This window comes from Rahnella aceris, from assembly GCF_011684115.1.
In the GTDB taxonomy this organism is placed as follows: domain Bacteria; phylum Pseudomonadota; class Gammaproteobacteria; order Enterobacterales; family Enterobacteriaceae; genus Rahnella; species Rahnella aceris.
Genome location: NZ_JAADJV010000001.1, coordinates 2,682,235 through 2,699,299 on the forward strand (window position 1 = coordinate 2,682,235; position 17,065 = coordinate 2,699,299).

Genomic DNA, 17,065 nt, shown 5'->3' on the forward strand with positions numbered 1-17,065 from the left:
TCCCCTCGTAAAGGGGAAGGAGCGAGATCACCTACTTTGGAACAGTCAGTGCCGTTGATTCCACATAAGGTTTCATGATGGTGTCGGCGTCTTTCTGTGCCTGTGCCGCCGCCGCTTCCGGCGTGACTTTCTCATCATTAACCAGCGCCGCAAGCTGATTTTCCATCGCCTGACGCACCGCCACGGTTTCATACGTCGCATACCACGGATAGGCGTATTTCAGCTGCTCCAGCGCAATCGCCGCACGCGGATCTTTCGCCAGATATTCTTTCATTTCCGGTGTGTCATAAGACGCCATACGCGGTGAAAAATAGCCGGTAAAGCGGCTCCAGGCACCGTTCACTTTCGGGCTGACCAGATATTGCAGGAAGGTGTAAGCCGCTTTTTTCTGGTCATCGGAAATGCCTTTAAAACTCACCAGACTCGCCCCGCCGATGGTGACACCGTTACGCACTTTGGCAGGCATCATCGCCACGCCCAGCTCAAAATCTTTAGTATTTTCACGCATAAAGCCCAGTGCGCCGGTGCTCAGCATCGCCATGCCGAGTTTGCCGGAAAAGAACGCCGCGCTGATTTGCTTGGAGTTCAGCACTCCCGACGGCATCACTTTGTCGCGGTATACCAGATTCTGCCAGAAGCGCAGCGCGCCCAGGGTGGATGGTTTGTCGTAATACACTTCGCCCGGATAATCGGCGTTGTAATACTGGCCGCCATTGGCGCGGGTCAGTGCCGACAAAATCCAGCCGCCGTAGTCATCGTTGGTCGATGGCAACATGATCCCCCACTGACCTTTCGCCGAATCCGTCAGCTTTTTCGAGTCTTCCAGCAATTCATCCCAGTCTTTCGGCGGCGCGGTAATGCCTGCGTTAGCGAACATCGTTTTGTTGTAATAGAGAATAGGCGTCGAATTATGGAACGGGATTGCGTAAGTGACGCCGTTAAGCTGAGCGTTCTGGCGCATGGCGGGCCAGAAGTTTTGCGTCAGGAACGGCGTGGCTTTCTGGTCGCCGAATTTGAACAGTTCGTCCATCGGCAGAATTTCGTTTTTGATCGCCAGATCCGCCGTGAAGTTAGCGGACATGATCACCAGCGCCGGTGGCTGGCCGGATTTCGCTGCCGCTTCGGCTTTCACTTTGGTGGTGTCATAACTGCCGGTAAATATCCCGCGCACTTCCACATCATTTTGTGACTGGTTAAATTCTTTGATAACGCGGGTCATTTCCATGGTCAGCTTGCCGTCAACCGGTGCAGGGAACATGAAATCGATATTTTCTTTGGCGGACGCCGTGCCTGCGGCAATAAAGCCGATGGCGAGCGCCAGCACAGATACTTTACGCATGATGGTGATTCTCCCGGTGCAGATTCTGCTGGTTTTGGCCTGAAAAAAGATGAAGGTCGTGCAAAGAGAAATACAAAGTAATGCGGTCGCCGGGTTGTGGAATGTCCCCGCTGTTTTCCCGCAGCTGGTTTTTACGTACGTAACGGATTTTCCCGAGCGGCGTGTCGGCATGGCACAGATACTCCGCGCCGAGCAGCTCGCGATAGGTCAGCGTCGCCTGCAATTGCAGGCTTTCGCCTTCCACCGGCCGGTCGCTGATGTGTTCGGGTCTGATGCCCAGATACACCTCATCGAGCGCCTGCGCATGTTCAGTTTGCGGCAGACGGACCGGCTGGTTTTCGACTGTCAGTACGCCAGCGGCGCACGGCAGCAGAAACAGATTCATCGACGGGGTGCCGATAAATCCGGCGACAAACAGGTTGGCCGGGTGCGCGTACAGCGTTTCCGGCGCGCCAATTTGTTGCAAATGGCCTTTATCCAGCACCGCGATCCGATCCGCCATGGTCATGGCTTCCATCTGATCGTGAGTGACATAAACGGTGCTGGTTTTCAGTTGCTGATGCAGTTGCATGATGCCGTCACGCACTTCCGTGCGCAGCCGTGCATCGAGATTCGACAGCGGTTCATCCATCAGAAACAGCTTCGGATCGCGCACAATGGCGCGCGCCATCGCAACACGCTGACGCTGGCCGCCGGATAACTTACCGGGTTTACGTTTGAGCAACGGCTCCAGTTGTAATAATCCGGCGACACGATCCACCCGCGCCTGGTGCTGATCTTTCGGCTCATTGCGCATACGCATGCCAAAGGTGATGTTCTGTTCCACGGTCATGTGCGGGAACAGCGCGTAGTTCTGGAAGATCATTGAGAAATTTCGTTCGCGCGGCGACAGCCCGGAGATGTCATTGCCGTCGAGCATAATGCGCCCGTCGCTGACCTCTTCAAGACCCGCCAGCAGGCGCAGCAAGGTACTTTTGCCACACCCCGACGGCCCGACCAGCACCAGAAATTCGCCGTCGGCAATCTCCAGCGACAACTGATTCACCGCCGGGCTGCCTTCAAACTGTTTGGTAATATTTTCCAGACGAATGCCAGACATCATTGCTCATCCGCCGGGCAACTGATTTGCGCGTCATACAGATACGGCCCCGGATATTGCGACAGCGGATGCAGATAGCTGACCAGCCCGGTGTTATCCACCAGACGGTGCATCACGCAGGCCGCCGGTTCGAGGTTATAAAACGGTGCCGGATTGTGATGATAATACGGCACCTGATGCACCGTGCCGGGAATGGTGGTGATGATCGCCTGTTTGTACTGGGTGAAAATCAGGCGGTGCGTGTGGCCGCAGAACACGCGAACCAGCGACGGGAAACGGTCGATCAGCGCCAGCAGCTGATCGCCGTTTTCGCAGGAAATCGCGTCCATCTGCGCCGAACCCACTTTCACCGGCGGATGGTGCATAAACACCGCCGTCGGTTTATCGCCGCCCTGCTCCAGCTGACCTTCCAGCCACGCCAGCGTTTCGAGCGTCAGGTACCCTTTCGATTCTCCGGCCAGGCTGGAATCGACAAACAGCAGACGCATCGGGAAATCATCGATGGCGTAACGCATATTTTGCGGGTCGGTACCGAGCTGCGGGCATAGCGGATGCAGCGCTTCCAGAAACTGCGCTTTGTCGTCGTGGTTGCCGGGAATGATAAACAACGGATAGCGCAGGTTGCCCAGCGTGCGGCGCGCCACTTCATATTCCTGCGGCAAACCGCAGTTAACGATATCGCCGGTGATCACCACCGCATCCGGTTGTTCTTCCAGCGCGTTAAGCTGGCTGACCACTTCGGCGTTACAGCCGTTCACATCGATAAAGTCATACAGTTTGCGGCCGTGGCTGCGAAAGTGCATGTCAGAAATCTGAGCTAAAAACATGGATGACTCCTTTATTTGATGCCCGAGAAGCCGAAGCTTTTCAGGAACTGTTTCTGAAAAATAATGAACGCCAGCATCAGCGGCAGGCACACCATCAGCGTTCCGGCAGTAATTAAGCCCCACTGCCCGCCCGATTCCGCACCCATCGCGAAAGACACCAGTCCGACGGTCAGCACCTGTTTGTCCGGATCGTTAAGCACCATCAGCGGCCACAGGTATTCATTCCAGTGATAGGTAATGCTGACAGTGGCAAAGGCGAGGATGGCGGGCCACGACATCGGGATCAGCACGCGGAACACCACCTGCCACCAGCGGCAGCCCTCCATCAGCGCGGCTTCTTCGATTTCACGGGGAATGCTGAGAAACGCCTGACGCATCAGGAATACGCCAAACGCTGAGGCGAAATACGGCATCATCACGCCGGTCAATGTATTGAGCAGCCCGAACTGTTTGAGGATCATCATGTTCGGCACCATCATAATCACCGGCATGATCATCAGCTGGATCAGCAGCAGGTAGAACAGTGTCTGTTTGCCGCGAAATTCGTGATATGCGAACACGTAACCGGCAGTGGTGATCGTCACCAGCTGAACCAGAAAGGTGCCGAAGGAGAAGAAAATGGTATTGGTGTAAAGCCGCAGCCAGTCGGCGCTGTCCCACGCATCACGGAAGTTTTGCAACGTCAGCGGGAAGCGCGGCAACAGCGAGGCCATATCCGGCGAAAAACTGCTTTCACTGAATGCTGACGACAGCATCCACAGGAAAGGCGCCATCCATAAAAAGGCCGCGCATAGCAGTAAAACCGGCAGTGTCGAACGGCGCGCACCGCGCAATAACATCGATGGCGAACGCACGCCCGCCCGCAATTTTTTACCGGTCATCACCGGCGCTTCAGACGTTTCAACGCTCATAGTGAGCTCCTCTTTCCAGCACACGCAGATTCAGCATCGAAAAACCAAACAGCAACACCAGCGTCAGGAATGTCGCCGCCGAAGCTTTGCCTAAATCATGGGTGTCATTCGCCAGACTCTGGATGTAATACAGCAAGACGGTAGTGGCGTTATTCGGCCCGCCCTGTGTCATCACTGCGACGTGATCTATCTGGGTAATCGAATAAATCAGCGCGATAGTGACCACAAAACTGATGGTCGGGCGCAGCAGCGGCAGCGTGATATAGAAGAAAACCTGCGGGCGCGACGCCCCTTCCATCAGCGCCGCTTCGCGTGCCGAGGCGGGGATCGACTGCAATCCGGCGAGGAAAAACAGCATGTAATAACCGGCGAATTTCCACACGCCGATCACGCTCAGCGCAATCAGCGCACTGTTGCTCATACCGAGATAATTGTTATTCATCGGCCCGAATGCTTTCGCCAGGTAGTAATCCAGCAGCCCCATACCGGGCATGAAAATGAACAACCACAAGGTGGCGGCACTGACCAGCGGGATAATCATCGGGAAGAAAAACGCGGTACGCAGCCAGCGGTTCAGCGAGGTGTTTTCCCACAGCGCAACCGCCAGCAGCAGCGCCAGCATAATGCCGGGCACCACGGTCATCAGGATGTACGCCAGATTATTGAGCAGCGCGCGCCAGAAGACTGAATCCTGGATCAGGCGCAAATAGTTTTGCAGACCGACAAACGGCGGCGCGTCTGACGACAGACGACTGTCAAACAGGCTGTCCGTCGCTGACTGAAATAAGGGGTAATAGGTGAATAAAAACAGAAAAATCAGCGTCGGCAGCAAAATCAGATAAGGGAACAACGTGCGGCGCATTACAGGGTACCGGTCAGCGAAATAAGGTGCCTATCCTGTCCTGCATTTGTGTCAGCCACATGGCGGGAATGTGATGGTTATTTGAATGAAATATGAGCATTGTTACTGAACAAAATAGAGGTCGGGTTTAAGATTGAACGGTAACATGCGGATAAAACCCCCACTAAAATGGGGTTGAGTTGAGGTATATAAAGACAGAATCAGATTGGTTGGTAAAACTATAAATAGTTCCTTTAACTGTAAAATAGAGATATCTGCCCTTCAATTGCATTTGGACATTTGAATCTGAAGTAAAAAGAACAGAAGGATAATCTCTGACATCCGCCAGAAACTCTTTCTCTGTTTTTACAGATGGATAAAGATAATATTTATACGTATTTTGTGTCGTTGCACCCGCACTACCTTCAGTCACATAAAGGGTATTAAACTCGCCTATACTTTCCTTTCGTATAATCGTCTGTTCATAAGGTGAAAAATCTAATACCACCTTAATTAAATATCCCAGGAAAGCTATAACCAACACGATGAAAATATATATTTTCCTAAAAACCCGTTCTTTTGGCATAATCAATTCCTGCTCTTATCCATGTCTGATCTTTAGGATCATCCCAATGGGAGTTTGGTCCCTCATAAGAATCCCATTCAGGATCATTTGTACCTGCAAATTTTTGAGCCACGCCAGCACCTCTTAATAAAACACCAGGTGAAATACCTGCTGCTGTTCCTACAGCCCCGTAATGAAAATTCCCGAAATTTTCATATTTTCCACCCAACTGTTTATAGTCCCAGGGTCCATGATTCCTGACCTGATTATAGAAGCATATATAAGTTAATGCAGATGGACCTTTGTGTAAACGAGCCGTCATCATATGATTACTCATAGATATGCCTGGGGGGATGATTGCAGATATATCATAAGGAGGATGTTGATTTACACCTTCTACAGGGTGTCTGGACATAATTTACGCCCTTTCATTCCATGAGTCTGTGAACATGATGTTCCCATCGCAATGTTTCCACGTTATTTTTTCGTAACGGAGTTCAACAACTTCAAGATGATTGTGCTTTTCTTTGGTTGGATCTTTAATATCATGCATCAGCGGGGAAATGCTCACAACCTTAACGCCTTCGATAAATATATTGAAATACTCAACTTCTTGCCCTGCATCATTGATATGATACCATTTAAATTCTGCTGACTTTAAAGTTTGGCCTTTTGAAACCGCTTTATATAAATAAGGTGATGATGAATCAAACTATTTTTGGAAAATCATCGCAGAATGATTACGCGTTGCTGTAATGCTTCCGGTTAAAGGGTCTGCTGGCAATCGTAAATTATGTGAAAACCCTGTAACCTCAATACTACCTTCTCTATTATTTACATCCACAGACCCTTTGATTTCCGCACCGCCGTCATCTTTCAACCATAAATAAACTGGAATTGCCATTTAAATATCCTTATTGAAATAATAAATTCACCATACAAACACTACCTCTTTGTAATTTAAAAATCAATCGCCTGAAACAGTAATGCTTTCGCTTAACTATATGCAATAATAACCATCATCAAATTTAATATAATAAATTTTTATCTAAATTGAGAATATCTTTATTAGATCCCAGCCAATGCCTCCGCATTGATTTTGGACGTGTGAGTAAATTGTTATATATATGGTTAAAATAAAGTTGTAATAACGTTCAAGATAAAATCTGGAAGATGTCTCGCAGGAATAACGCAGTCGGCGCCCTCCCCTGCGAAGGGGAGGGTTGGGGTGGGGTATTAAAGCAAAATCAAAAAGTTGAAGTGTGCTTTGAAAAGAGTTAGCCCTTAAAACCCCCTCCCGGCCTCCCCCTTCGCAGGGGGAGGAGCAAAGAAAAACCCGCAGCTTTTGCATGGGGATGAGCAAAAGATTACCCCCCCATTTTCGCTTTCGTTAACGCAATCCCCGCCTTCTCTGACAACTCAAACAGTGCCGGAAGCAGATGCGCAGAGGCTTTCAGATAGGCGCTCACCTGCGAAACGCCTTCCGGCGGCAACAGTTCGCTATTTTCCAGCCCTTCACTCAGGCACAGCAAACCCTGGCAAAGCCCTTCAGCGGATTCAGACGCGACAGCGCCGAGATCGTAAAGCTGGGGATCGGTGAAATGGCTCAGATCCAAATCGGCAATCAGGGCACGGAAAACGGTGAGGGAATTTTCGGGATGGGTGGTTTCGGTATTCATGTCAGTCATGATGATTATTCCAGTACTAGATTTTGAATTTCATCACGCCTTCAGGTTCCAAACTAAAGGTGTGACTCAGGCAGGTTTGGAACTCCGGATCTAGCGACCGGCCAACCATTAAGATTGCCCTGCCTAAGCCACGAATTGAGTGTGCACGTAGCCCCTGAAAAAACACAAGTTTTTTCAGTTCCAGATGTTCGGAGTTCCAAGTCCGGCTACGGATTTTGCCGCAGCGAAGCGACTATATTCCTGCCATTTTTCGAATGAAATGGGCTAGATGGATTTACAGGGAGTTACTTTGAAATCTGGAAGATGTCTCGCAGGAATAACGCCGGTCGACTCCCTCACCTGCGAAGGGGAGGGTTGGGGTGGGGTATTAAAGCAAAATCAAAAAGTTGAAGTGTGCTTTGACAGAAGGTATAAGCCCTTAAAACCCCCTCCCAACATCCCCCTTCGCAGGGGGAGGAGTAAAGAAAAACTCGCAACCTTCGCAGGGGTCCTGCTTCAAACCACCACAACCCCCATCCTCTCCCGCGCTTCTTCGTATGTCGGCATCGATGCCGCCGCGCCTGCTCTTTCCACACAAACCGAGGCGTAGGCGGATGCGAACTGCGCGGCATCCGGGAGTGTGGCGCCGGCGGCGAGTTGGGAGGCCAGCGCGCCGTTAAAGGCGTCACCTGCGCCAGTGGTGTCGACCGGGGTCGCCGGACAGGCATGGATAATCTGCGTTTCGCCGTTGACTGAAAGCAATGCGCCCTGCGTGCCTAACGTGATGATCAGTGCCTGGATCCCTTTAGCGTGCAGCGCGTGGGCGGCGCGTTGGGCAGAGGGAATATCGCGGACTTCAATACCGGTCAGCAGCGTGCATTCCGTGGCGTTCGGCGTCAGTAAATCAACCTGCGACAGCAGATGGTCGGAAACCGGCTGGAACGGCGCGGGGTTGAGGATAATGTAGGTGTCATTTTCCTTCGCGATGCCGATCAGTTTTTCAATCGCAGGCAGATTGTTTTCGAGCTGCGTCAGCAGGATATCAGCGGCGGCGACGGCCGGACGGCATTGTTCGACTTCTTCGTCGGTGACCGTCAGGTTGGCGCCCGGATCAACGGCAATCATGTTTTCGGCATCGGCTCCGGCGACATAAATCAGCGCGTTGCCGGTCGGGCATTCGCTGGTGGAGAACAACGTGACGGCGTCGAAACCGGCGCTGTCGAGATGGCGGCGGGCAAACATGCCGAAATCATCGCGACCAACTTTACCGATGTAATGCACCCGCGCACCGGCACGCAGTGCGGCGACCGCCTGGTTGGCGCCCTTGCCGCCCGCGCCCATCATGCTGTTGCGGGCAATCAGGGATTCTCCCGGTTTGGGGAAACGCGCCATGCCTGCGACGATATCGAGGTTGAAAGACCCAAATACGCATACCTTGCCTTTGTTCATGCCTCTCTCCTGAAGGAAAATGTTCCGGCGGCCAGAGCTGGCTGCGACGGAAAAACGCGCTGTGCGGCCAGACACGCGCCACGACAACCGGTCTCGTCGGTGACGGCGCTGAAATGAATGGTCAGACCGTTCGCCGGATACGGGCTGCGCAGATGGCTGCGTAGCTGCTGTTCCAGTTCGGCCAGCGGGAAGTTTTCCATCGCCAGCACACCGCCGCCCAGCACCAGATATTCGGGATCCAGAATGTTCATTTCACTGGCGACGGTGCGCGCCAGTCGTGCCACAAATTCAGTTAAATCCACATGCCCGGCATGACGTACAAACAGGTCGGCGAACGGCGTTTGTGGCGCATGTTGCCGCGCCCAGCCGGTCAGCCAGTTGCCGGACGTCAGCGTTTCGACGCAGCCGGTTTTGCCGCACGGACAAAGCAACGGATTCCCCGCCAGCGGGATGTGCCCCAGTTCGCCCGCACCGCCGTGCGCGCCGTGGTAAAAATCACCGTGGATCCACAAACTGTTGCCCAGCCCGGTGCCGAGATACAGCCCGACGGCGACGTCCGGCAGTGCGCTGTGCTGGGTTAAATCCCACCACATCAGATGGTTAACGTCTTTGTCCATCGCCACCGGCAGGTGTAAACGTTGCGAGAGCAGCGCCGCCACCGGCTGATTATCCAGCGCGGAGATAAACGGCAGCGACAGCACGGTCTGGCGGTCGCGGGACAATATGCCCGGCAGCCCGAGCATCACCTGCGCCACCTGATTATGCGGGTCCTGTTCCTGCAAATACGCCGTGATCAGGTTTTCCAGCCCCTGTAACGGATCGGACTGCCCCGCCCAGCTTTGGGTCGGGGTTTTGTGGTAGCCGCGAAAATTTTGCTGGCTGTCCATCAGCATTAAACGGGTATTGGTGCCCCCGACATCCACTCCAAGAAAGTGCGGCATACGGCTCTCCTGCCCTCAGGCTGCGTGACGCGCCTGACGCATCTGATCGAGCATTTTGTCCCAGGCAACATCCAGATCGTTGTCCAGCGTGAACAGGCCGGAACTGCCGACGATCAGCACTTCCGCGCCCGCGCCCATCAGATCCTGATAGGTGCGCAGGTTGCAGGATCCGTCGATTTCGATCAGATAGCGGTAGCCTTTCTGCTGTTTGAGATCGCGCAGTTGCGCGATTTTCCCCAGCATTTCAGGGATAAACGGCTGACCGGCATAGCCCGGATCGACGGTCATCACGGTGATTTTATCCAGCAGATGAATGTAGTGCTGGATGTATTCCACCGGTGTCGCGGGGTTGAGCACCACGCCGACTTTTTTGCCCAGCGAGCGGATCTGATTAATGATGCGGAACGCGTCGCGGTTAATGGTTTCGGCGTGCGGACAGATAAAATCGGCACCGGCAAGGGCTATTGGCTCGATAAAGTCAGCCGGGTTTTCCACCATCATATGCACGTCCAGAACCAGCGGCGTATGCGGGCGGATCTGCTCAATAAAGAACGGCGACAGCGTGATATTTTTGACGTAATGCCCGTCCATGATGTCAATGTGCAGCATGTCGGCGCGACGGTTCAGCACCTCGAGTTGCTGTTTAATGTCGATCAGGCTCATGCACATCAGCGACGGAGAAATTTTGTATTCCATGATGTTTTCCTAAGTCAGAGGCAATTTTAAAAAACTGTTTAAGGTTGAGCCGCCCGCGCTTTGGCAGCGCTCATTCGCCCCGCCCTTTTTTGCAGATAACGGCTGCGGAAGAATTTCAGCGCCAGCACCACGATCAGTACCGCGCCCCACATCGCCAGGCTGAAATGCGGGCTGACGTTCATCAGATTCAGGCCGGTGGAAATCACCTGCAGGACAATCAGCGAGAGCACCACGCCCGCGACTTTGCCGAAGCCACCGTTGGGATCGGTACCGCCGAGGATGATGGCCAGCACCGTCAGCAGCAGATACGAGTCGCCGTAGCCCATGCGCGCCGAGTTGAAACGCGCCATCATAATCAGCCCGGCAATCACGCATAACATGCTGGAAATCACGTAGATGGCGATCAGCACGCGGTGGGTATTCACGCCGCTGAAATGGGTGGCGTTGATGTTGCTGCCGCTCATGTAGATGTATTTACCGAGGCGGGTGCGTTCTAAAAACACCGCGATTAAGGCTGCAGTCAGCAGGAAGATAATCAGCGGAACCGGCACGCCGAGCAGGGTTTCCGCGCCGATAAAGCGCACGATGTCCGGCATACCGCTGATCGCCGCACCGCGTGAAAGGTAGATGCCGACGCCGTTCACCATGGTCATGGTCGCCAGCGTCACCAGAATCGGATGGGCGCCGACATACGCCACCAGCGCGCCGGTCAGCATGCCAATCACCAGCGCCAGAATCATTGCGCCAACCAGCGCCAGCGTCAGCCACACCGCCTGCATCGCCATGCTGGCATCCGGCGGCAACCAGGTGAGAAACACCCATGCCATCAGTAAACTGGTCAGGTTAGCGGTGGCGATAATGCACAGGTTCAGACCACCGCTGAGGATCGGGATAAACATCGCCAGCGTCAGTAAACCGAGTTCCGGCAACTGGAAGGCGACGCTCATAAAGGTGGCATCACTGAAAAACCGCCCCGGCATCGCCAGGCTGAAACCGATGATCACCACCAGCAATAACAGCGATAATCCCAGCGTGGTGTTATCTATTTTCAGGGAAGCGATTTTCAGGCGAGGCCGCGTATCGGGCTTCGCTTTAAGACTCACATTTCTGCTTTTTGCGAACATAGCGGTTTTCCTCAGGCGAAGCCGACTTCGGTTTCTTTGCGTTTCTTGTAATGGGTGACGGTGATGGCCGCGACGATCACCACGCCGATAACGATATTCATGAAGTAACTGGAAACGCCGATCAGGTTGAGGCCGTTTTTCAGCACGCCAATCAGGAACACGCCCATCAGGGTGCCGACCACGCTGCCTTTGCCGCCGTTGAGACTGGCACCGCCGAGCACTGCCGCCGCCAGTACATCCAGCTCGCCGCCGACCAGTGCATTCGGCACCACTTCACCGACGCGATACACCTGCACCAGCCCGCCAATCGCCGCCATCGCGCCGAGATATCCGTAGGCAAAAAGATGCAGCAAACCGACGCGAATACCGATACGGCGTGCGGATTCCTGGTCACCGCCGACCGCAAATAACTGGCGTCCGAGATGGGTTTTGTTAAGCAGGATCCAGCTCAGTCCGGCGACCACTAACATCACCACCACCGGCAATCCAATCTGATAATGCTGCTCGCCGACGCTGAACGGCAGCACACGGATTGGCGTCGTCAGCCAGTCCGGCAGGTCGTACAAACTGGTGCCGTTGGTCAGCCACATCAGCATGCCGAACAGCAGCGACTGCATACTGATGGTGACGATGATCGACACGATGCGCAGGCAGTAGATCAGAATCGCGTTGATCATCCCGAGCACCGTGCCGATGGCGACCGCCAGTAAAATGCTGCCGGTCGGGCTGCTCAGGCCGTAGTGAATCGCCAGCGTGGCGATGAGGTACTGCACGACAGAAGCCACGGCGGCGAACGAAATATCGATTCCGCCGGTGACCAGCACCACGAACAGACCGAGGGCAAAGATGCCGCTGACGGCGTAGCTTTCGGTCAGATCCAGCAGGTTCTGTAAAGTCAGAAACTGGTTGGTGAGTAAGGAAAAGGTGACGATCACCACCAGCAATACCCAGGCTAAATAACCTTCGTTGCTGGACGGGCGTAACCGGCTGAGCTTAAGCATTGACCGCCTCCGCAAGTTGTTGCTGGGTAATCGCGCCCGGCAGATATTCGCCAACCACCGTGCCTTCACTGAAATGCAGCACGCGGTCACAGTTGAAATAGACTTCCGGCACTTCGTCGGAAATCAGCAGGATGGAAATCCCCTCTTCCGCCAGTTGGTGGATCAACTGATAAATGCTGGCTTTCGCGCCGACATCGACGCCGACCGTTGGCGAATCGAGGATCAGGATTTTCGGCTGTGTCAGCACCCATTTCGCGAGGACGATCTTTTGCTGATTGCCACCGGAAAGGGTGGAAATCGCCTGTTCGGGACTGGCGACTTTGACGCCGAGTTTTTCGATCCACTGCTGAATGATCTTGTTTTTGCGGTATTCGTCGATCAGATGAAAACGGCTGCGCAGCTGATCCATGATCGCCAGCACGGTGTTGTCGCCCACCGATTGTTGCTGGATCAGGCCGAGCGTCAGGCGATCTTCCGACACATAACCGACGCCGGATTTGATCGCGTCTTCATGGCTGCGAAAACGCACCGGCTTGCTGTCGAGGTAGATTTTGCCGCTGTCGGGTTTGGTCATGCCGAACAGACTGAGTGCCAGTTCGGTGCGGCCGGAACCGAGCAGACCGCATAAACCGAGCACTTCTCCGGCATGCAGTTTGAAACTGACGTCGTGATACTGGCCTGCGCGGCTGAGTTTGTCGGTTTCCAGCATGATGCGTTCGTCATTCATGTTGGCGGCTTTCAGGCGGTAATCGAGTTTCAGGCCGGTCATCAGTTCGGTCAGGCGTTCGCTGCTGACTTCAGAGGCCGGGAATGTGCCGACCTTTTTGCCGTCACGGATCACCGTGACGCTGTCGGAAATCTCCAGCACTTCATCGAGGCGATGGCTGACGAACACCACGCTGATGCCTTTGCTTTTCAGATAATGCACGGTGCGCAGCAACTGATTCACTTCGGTGCGGGTCAGCGAGGCCGTCGGCTCATCCATAATCACTAACCGCGCATCGGCGACCAGTGCACGGCAAATCGCCACCTGCTGGCGCTGGGCAATCGGCAGCGCCGAGACTTTGCTGTCGAGATCCAGCGTGTAATTCAGTTCAGTCAGAATGCGCTGCGCGGTTTCCCGCAGGCGCGACGGGCGATACCAGCCCATCAGCCCTTGTAAGTTGTGGTCGAAGGCGATGTTCTCGAACACGCTGAGGTTCGGGAACAGCGACAAGTCCTGATAAATCACCTGCACGCCAAACTGACGTGCCTGATCCGGAGAGAGTTTGCTGAAACTCTGGCTGCCCTGCGACGGCGAGCTGAGCGTGATCTGGCAACCGTTGTCCGGCTGATAAACCCCCGAGATCACTTTGATCAACGTACTTTTCCCGCAGCCGTTGGTGCCCGCCAGGCAGTGAACTTCGCCCTGCATCAGCCGCAGGGAAATGTCGTTGAGTGCACGCTGCCCGCCAAACGTCACCGACAGGTTTTGCACATCAATCAGCGGCGCGTTCTCTGTTTGAATGATCTCGGAGATTGCCATGATTACAGCCCCATTTTGACCAGTTTCGGCAGGTTCGCTTTGTCCAGGCTTTCGGTTTCGTTGCCCAGAATGGTGTGCGTTGCTTCATCGACTTTCACTTTGCCCATGCCTTCAATGGTCATGCCGTCAGTGATTTTTTCGCCTTTCTCCAGCTTCTCGGCGATGCGCACAAAGACTTCACCCGCGACCATCGGGTTCCAGATAAAGCCGCCTTTGATGGCCCCGGCTTTCACCAGACTGGCGCCCTGACCCGGACTGAATGGCCCGAACACACAGATGTCGTCAGTTTTGCCACGGTTAAGCACCGCGCGGCCTGCGCCAATCGGGCCTTGCGAGCCGATCGCCAGAATGCCTTTCAGGTTGGCATCTTTGGACATCAGGTCGTTGGTGGTACGGATGCTGTCATCAAGGGATTCGCCGACACCAAATTTGTCGCCGACCAGATGCATATCCGGATAATGTTCTTTCTGGTAATTGATGGCGGCATCAGCCCATTTCTGATGGAGTGGGACGGTAAGACTTCCGACGTATACCGCGTAATCGCCTTTCTCTTTCATACACTGCGCCAGCGCGATCATGTGATTAATGCCGTGCTGCGTGGCATCGACCATTTCGAAATCCCAGTCGGCATATTTCTGATCCGGCGATTCATGCACGATGACTTTTATCCCGGCGTCGTGAGCGCGTTTCAGTACCGGCTCCAGCACGCGGGCATCGTTGGGCACCACGCCGATCACATCTACTTTCTGGGCGATCAGATCTTCAATCGCACGCACCTGCAACGCCGGATCCGCACTGGTCGGCCCGACCTGCCACGCGTCTATCCCGCGTTTGGCCGCTTCGCTTTTGATCCCGGCTTCCATCGCGTTGAACCAGGCGTTACCGCCGACTTTCACCACCACGCCCATGCGAATTTTGTCGGCGGCGTGCGCAGACAGGGACAACATGGCTGTGGCGAACAGGCAGGCAAGAACGGATTTCTTGATCATGTTTACTCTCCTGGGAGGTCAGTTATGTGCCGCAGCTAACGGGCCGTTGCGGCTGTTTTTAGTTTTTTTCTGTAGGGGTGACGGAGAAACTTCAATCACGTTAACGTTGCTCCAGGCCAGTTCCTGGCGGAATTCTTCATCCTCCAGATGGTCTGTTATCAGTGTGTCGATTTCCCGGTAGTGGCAGATCCGCGCAAAAGAGCGGCGGCCGAATTTGCTGGAGTCAGCCAGCAAAATTTTGTGCTCGGAGGAAAGCAGCATTTGCTGTTTCAGCCGTGCGTGATGCTCGTTACTTTCACGGATACCGCCTTCGTGGCTGATGCCGTGACAGGAGAAAAACAGTTTGTTGATGACGAACTCTTTCAGCATTTGTTCGGCCAGCACACCGACAAAATCTTCGTATTTCGCCGAGTATTCACCGCCCAGTCCGATCACCCGCACGTTAGCTTTCACCGCCAGCGTCTGGATGATGTGCACCGAGTTGGTCAGCACCACCAGCTGAATGTCAGGCAACTGGCGCGCCAGAAACCAGCTGCTGGAACTGCTGTCGAGCAGCAGGCAATCGCCGGGATTGATCAGCTGTAACGCCCGTTTGGCGATACGCGTTTTGCTGTCCGGCGACTGATTGCTGCGGTCACGAAAGGATTCACCCTGTTCAATCTGCGACGGCACATAGGTTTTTTCTGCCGCCGAATGTTCTTTAAACACCGCGCCGCCATGGCTGCGTAACAGCACGCCACGCTTTTCCAGCAGCGCCAGATCCCGCCGCGCGGTTTCCAGCGAGATGCGGCATAACTGCGCCACTTCCTGCACAAGAATGCGTCCGCGCTGGCTGAGAATTTCGGTGATATATCGATGTCGCTCTACTGGCAGCATGTGGTGATTCCTCTTTCCCGATGTCAAATAGGATACGCAGCCGGATGTTTATGGAATGCGCAGTGCCTCAAAGGCGACTGTGCGCATTTTTTGCCACAATCGTCCTGTGATAGTTGTCACGAAAAGGTGAGAAAAGATGAAATGTTAAAGTTTGGATCTGTGGTGGGAACGGCATTAAATCGTCATTTGCGTTGCAACAGAACAGCAACAGATTTGCAAACGGTCACAATTCCTCGTGCAATTTAATGACCGTTAATGACCGGTTGTGTGGATTTGACCGTTTTGGGGGAGTGAACGGGGAGCGAACCCCGCTATCAATGATTTACGCTGACTATCTGCCGCCAGCCAGATCGAGAAAGCTGCCGGTGGCGTAAGAGGCGGAATCCGACAGCAACCAGGCAATCGCCTGTGCGACTTCTTCCGGCTGACCGCCGCGCTGCATCGGCAGATTGGCTTTCACGCGATCGACGCGTCCCGGCTCACCGCCGCTGGCGTGCATGTCGGTGTAGATCAGACCCGGACGCACACAGTTAACGCGGATACCGTACGCCGCCACTTCCAGCGCCAGACCGGTTGTCAGGGTATCCACCGCACCTTTCGATGCCGCATAATCGACATATTCACCCGGCGCACCTAAACGGGCAGCCGCCGAGGACACATTCACAATCGCCCCGCCTTTTCCGCCATGCCGGTGTGACATGATTTTCACCGCCTCACGGCAGCACAGGAAATACCCGGTTACGTTAGTAGACAGCACTTTGTTGATACGTGCAGCAGAGAGATTTTCAATGGTGGTCTGCTGGAACAAAATCCCGGCATTATTCACCAGCGCGGTGATCGGGCCGAGTTCGTTGCTCAGCTGTTTGAACATCGCGACAACCTGCGCTTCATCGGAAATATCAGCCTTCAGCGCGATGGCTTTGCCACCGGACTGATGGATTTCATTGATGACAGATTGGGCTGCGGTTTCGTTATTCACGTAATTCACACCGACGGAGTAACCCTGCTGCGCAAGAAGGAGAGCCGTTGCACGGCCGATGCCGCGACTGCCGCCGGTGACGAGAGCGATTTTCATGAGTGTAAGATTCCATTGGGGGGAAATGAGGAAAGTGCTTACTCCTCCCCCTGCGAAGGGGGAGGCCGGGAGGGGGTTTTAAGGACTAACACTTTGACAAAGCTAACTTTAATTTTTGGATTCTGACCTTAATACCCCAC

The 17,065-nt window shown here is 54.1% G+C and carries 17 protein-coding genes and 1 pseudogene; all 18 read right to left on the minus strand.

Annotated elements, in window-relative coordinates; translation table 11 throughout:
* Positions 1–31: 31 nt before the first annotated feature.
* Positions 32–1,339, minus strand: a complete 1,308-nt coding sequence (locus GW591_RS12290; protein WP_013576765.1) for an ABC transporter substrate-binding protein — start codon at positions 1,337–1,339, stop codon at positions 32–34.
* Positions 1,332–2,438: an ABC transporter ATP-binding protein gene (locus tag GW591_RS12295; protein ID WP_191996245.1), complete on the minus strand. Its 1,107-nt coding sequence runs from the start codon at positions 2,436–2,438 to the stop codon at positions 1,332–1,334. The genes GW591_RS12290 and GW591_RS12295 overlap by 8 nt, the downstream gene beginning before the upstream one ends.
* Positions 2,438–3,265, minus strand: coding sequence for a phosphodiesterase (locus GW591_RS12300; protein ID WP_013576767.1), 828 nt, complete (start codon positions 3,263–3,265; stop codon positions 2,438–2,440). The genes GW591_RS12295 and GW591_RS12300 overlap by 1 nt, the downstream gene beginning before the upstream one ends.
* An 11-nt stretch (positions 3,266–3,276) precedes the next feature.
* Positions 3,277–4,176, minus strand: coding sequence for a carbohydrate ABC transporter permease (locus GW591_RS12305; RefSeq protein ID WP_013576768.1), 900 nt, complete (start codon positions 4,174–4,176; stop codon positions 3,277–3,279).
* Positions 4,166–5,038: a carbohydrate ABC transporter permease gene (locus GW591_RS12310; RefSeq protein WP_037036696.1), complete on the minus strand. Its 873-nt coding sequence runs from the start codon at positions 5,036–5,038 to the stop codon at positions 4,166–4,168. The genes GW591_RS12305 and GW591_RS12310 overlap by 11 nt, the downstream gene beginning before the upstream one ends.
* 163 nt (positions 5,039–5,201) lie before the next feature.
* The gene (locus GW591_RS12315) at positions 5,202–5,603 is read right to left on the minus strand and encodes a hypothetical protein (RefSeq protein WP_112150859.1); all 402 of its coding nucleotides are present in this window, start codon (positions 5,601–5,603) and stop codon (positions 5,202–5,204) included.
* Positions 5,581–5,919: a polymorphic toxin type 44 domain-containing protein gene (locus tag GW591_RS12320; protein WP_225444900.1), complete on the minus strand. Its 339-nt coding sequence runs from the start codon at positions 5,917–5,919 to the stop codon at positions 5,581–5,583. Before GW591_RS12320 ends, GW591_RS12315 begins: the two co-directional genes overlap by 23 nt.
* Before the next feature lie 81 nt (positions 5,920–6,000).
* Positions 6,001–6,486: pseudogene (locus tag GW591_RS12325) on the minus strand (Hcp family type VI secretion system effector).
* Positions 6,487–6,949: 463 nt separating this feature from the next.
* Positions 6,950–7,270 (minus strand): hypothetical protein, encoded by a 321-nt coding sequence (locus GW591_RS12330; RefSeq protein ID WP_153376503.1) that lies wholly within the window; start codon positions 7,268–7,270, stop codon positions 6,950–6,952.
* A gap of 495 nt (positions 7,271–7,765) precedes the next feature.
* On the minus strand, positions 7,766–8,698 hold the full coding sequence (gene rbsK, locus GW591_RS12335; RefSeq protein WP_119261920.1) for a ribokinase: 933 nt from the start codon (positions 8,696–8,698) through the stop codon (positions 7,766–7,768).
* Positions 8,695–9,639 carry an allose kinase gene (alsK, locus tag GW591_RS12340; RefSeq protein ID WP_013576773.1) on the minus strand — a complete coding sequence of 315 codons (945 nt, stop codon included), beginning with the start codon at positions 9,637–9,639 and terminating at the stop codon, positions 8,695–8,697. The genes rbsK and alsK overlap by 4 nt, the downstream gene beginning before the upstream one ends.
* A 15-nt stretch (positions 9,640–9,654) precedes the next feature.
* A complete protein-coding gene (gene alsE / locus GW591_RS12345; protein WP_013576774.1) occupies positions 9,655–10,335 on the minus strand; it encodes a D-allulose 6-phosphate 3-epimerase in 681 nt (226 codons plus the stop codon).
* 38 nt (positions 10,336–10,373) lie between these two features.
* Positions 10,374–11,459, minus strand: a complete 1,086-nt coding sequence (locus GW591_RS12350) for an ABC transporter permease (protein ID WP_013576775.1) — start codon at positions 11,457–11,459, stop codon at positions 10,374–10,376.
* A gap of 11 nt (positions 11,460–11,470) precedes the next feature.
* Positions 11,471–12,460, minus strand: coding sequence for an ABC transporter permease (locus tag GW591_RS12355; protein ID WP_112150866.1), 990 nt, complete (start codon positions 12,458–12,460; stop codon positions 11,471–11,473).
* Positions 12,453–13,985 (minus strand): sugar ABC transporter ATP-binding protein, encoded by a 1,533-nt coding sequence (locus GW591_RS12360; protein WP_013576777.1) that lies wholly within the window; start codon positions 13,983–13,985, stop codon positions 12,453–12,455. The genes GW591_RS12355 and GW591_RS12360 overlap by 8 nt, the downstream gene beginning before the upstream one ends.
* A 2-nt stretch (positions 13,986–13,987) precedes the next feature.
* On the minus strand, positions 13,988–14,974 hold the full coding sequence (locus tag GW591_RS12365; protein ID WP_013576778.1) for a substrate-binding domain-containing protein: 987 nt from the start codon (positions 14,972–14,974) through the stop codon (positions 13,988–13,990).
* A gap of 18 nt (positions 14,975–14,992) precedes the next feature.
* Positions 14,993–15,850, minus strand: coding sequence for a DeoR/GlpR family DNA-binding transcription regulator (locus GW591_RS12370; RefSeq protein WP_013576779.1), 858 nt, complete (start codon positions 15,848–15,850; stop codon positions 14,993–14,995).
* Positions 15,851–16,181: 331 nt separating this feature from the next.
* Positions 16,182–16,925, minus strand: a complete 744-nt coding sequence (locus tag GW591_RS12375; RefSeq protein WP_166860668.1) for an SDR family oxidoreductase — start codon at positions 16,923–16,925, stop codon at positions 16,182–16,184.
* Between the last annotated feature and the right edge of the window lie 140 nt (positions 16,926–17,065).

What these genes read in the sequence shown, in the direction of transcription:
- GW591_RS12330 (WP_153376503.1), bottom strand. Translation starts at nt 7,270, where the DNA reads ATGACTGACATGAATACCGAAACCACCCATCCCGAAAATTCCCTCACC.
- GW591_RS12350 (WP_013576775.1), bottom strand. Translation starts at nt 11,459, where the DNA reads ATGTTCGCAAAAAGCAGAAATGTGAGTCTTAAAGCGAAGCCCGATACG.
- GW591_RS12375 (WP_166860668.1), bottom strand. Translation starts at nt 16,925, where the DNA reads ATGAAAATCGCTCTCGTCACCGGCGGCAGTCGCGGCATCGGCCGTGCA.
- GW591_RS12305 (WP_013576768.1), bottom strand. Translation starts at nt 4,176, where the DNA reads ATGAGCGTTGAAACGTCTGAAGCGCCGGTGATGACCGGTAAAAAATTG.
- GW591_RS12315 (WP_112150859.1), bottom strand. Translation starts at nt 5,603, where the DNA reads ATGCCAAAAGAACGGGTTTTTAGGAAAATATATATTTTCATCGTGTTG.
- alsE (WP_013576774.1), bottom strand. Translation starts at nt 10,335, where the DNA reads ATGGAATACAAAATTTCTCCGTCGCTGATGTGCATGAGCCTGATCGAC.
- GW591_RS12355 (WP_112150866.1), bottom strand. Translation starts at nt 12,460, where the DNA reads ATGCTTAAGCTCAGCCGGTTACGCCCGTCCAGCAACGAAGGTTATTTA.
- GW591_RS12360 (WP_013576777.1), bottom strand. Translation starts at nt 13,985, where the DNA reads ATGGCAATCTCCGAGATCATTCAAACAGAGAACGCGCCGCTGATTGAT.
- GW591_RS12310 (WP_037036696.1), bottom strand. Translation starts at nt 5,038, where the DNA reads ATGCGCCGCACGTTGTTCCCTTATCTGATTTTGCTGCCGACGCTGATT.
- GW591_RS12365 (WP_013576778.1), bottom strand. Translation starts at nt 14,974, where the DNA reads ATGATCAAGAAATCCGTTCTTGCCTGCCTGTTCGCCACAGCCATGTTG.
- rbsK (WP_119261920.1), bottom strand. Translation starts at nt 8,698, where the DNA reads ATGAACAAAGGCAAGGTATGCGTATTTGGGTCTTTCAACCTCGATATC.
- GW591_RS12300 (WP_013576767.1), bottom strand. Translation starts at nt 3,265, where the DNA reads ATGTTTTTAGCTCAGATTTCTGACATGCACTTTCGCAGCCACGGCCGC.
- GW591_RS12320 (WP_225444900.1), bottom strand. Translation starts at nt 5,919, where the DNA reads ATGAGTAATCATATGATGACGGCTCGTTTACACAAAGGTCCATCTGCA.
- GW591_RS12290 (WP_013576765.1), bottom strand. Translation starts at nt 1,339, where the DNA reads ATGCGTAAAGTATCTGTGCTGGCGCTCGCCATCGGCTTTATTGCCGCA.
- GW591_RS12295 (WP_191996245.1), bottom strand. Translation starts at nt 2,438, where the DNA reads ATGTCTGGCATTCGTCTGGAAAATATTACCAAACAGTTTGAAGGCAGC.
- GW591_RS12370 (WP_013576779.1), bottom strand. Translation starts at nt 15,850, where the DNA reads ATGCTGCCAGTAGAGCGACATCGATATATCACCGAAATTCTCAGCCAG.
- alsK (WP_013576773.1), bottom strand. Translation starts at nt 9,639, where the DNA reads ATGCCGCACTTTCTTGGAGTGGATGTCGGGGGCACCAATACCCGTTTA.